This is a genomic window from Kitasatospora nipponensis (genome assembly GCF_039528135.1).
Classification (GTDB): domain Bacteria; phylum Actinomycetota; class Actinomycetes; order Streptomycetales; family Streptomycetaceae; genus Kitasatospora; species Kitasatospora nipponensis.
Genome location: NZ_BAAALF010001237.1, coordinates 1 through 501, shown reverse-complemented (window position 1 = coordinate 501; position 501 = coordinate 1). Strand labels below are relative to the sequence as shown.

At 76.8% G+C, this 501-nt stretch carries 1 pseudogene; it reads right to left on the bottom strand.

Going from position 1 to position 501, the window contains the following annotated elements:
• Positions 1–248 (bottom strand): annotated as a pseudogene (locus tag ABD323_RS45840) (hypothetical protein); the annotation flags it as partial.
• Positions 249–501: the final 253 nt, after the last annotated feature.

Below are 501 nucleotides of genomic sequence, written 5' to 3'. Positions count from 1 at the left end.
GTGCCGGCCGTGCTGGTGGGCCCGCCGCTACGACCCCCGCCGTGGGCGGTGCCGCGCCCGCCGGTGGCGACCACGCCGCGCACGGCCGCGACCGTCATCAGGCCCACGACCCCCAGGCAGCCGAAGGTGGCGACCCGCCCGCCCGCGCGACGTGGCCCGGGCGGCGCGACCGCGGGACGGCGGCCCCAGGAGGGGGTGCGGGGCTGCGGCGAGGGCCCCTCGGCGGTGCGCTGGCGGCGGTCGGACACGGCACTGCTCCTGCTGCTCGGATGCTCGGGCGCAAGACAGGCTGCCAGGGCACCTTGACGGGCCGTCAGGAAGTTGCCGAGTCGTGATCCGCCTGCCGTGCCCCCGCTGTGCCCCCCGTGCCGCCGCCGTGTTCCGCAGCGCGGCGCGGGTACGACGAAGGGCCTCCCCACCGTCGTGGGAAGGCCCTTCGTCGTACCATCTGCTGTGCGCCGCCAGGGACTCGAACCCCGGACCCGCTGATTAAGAGTCAGC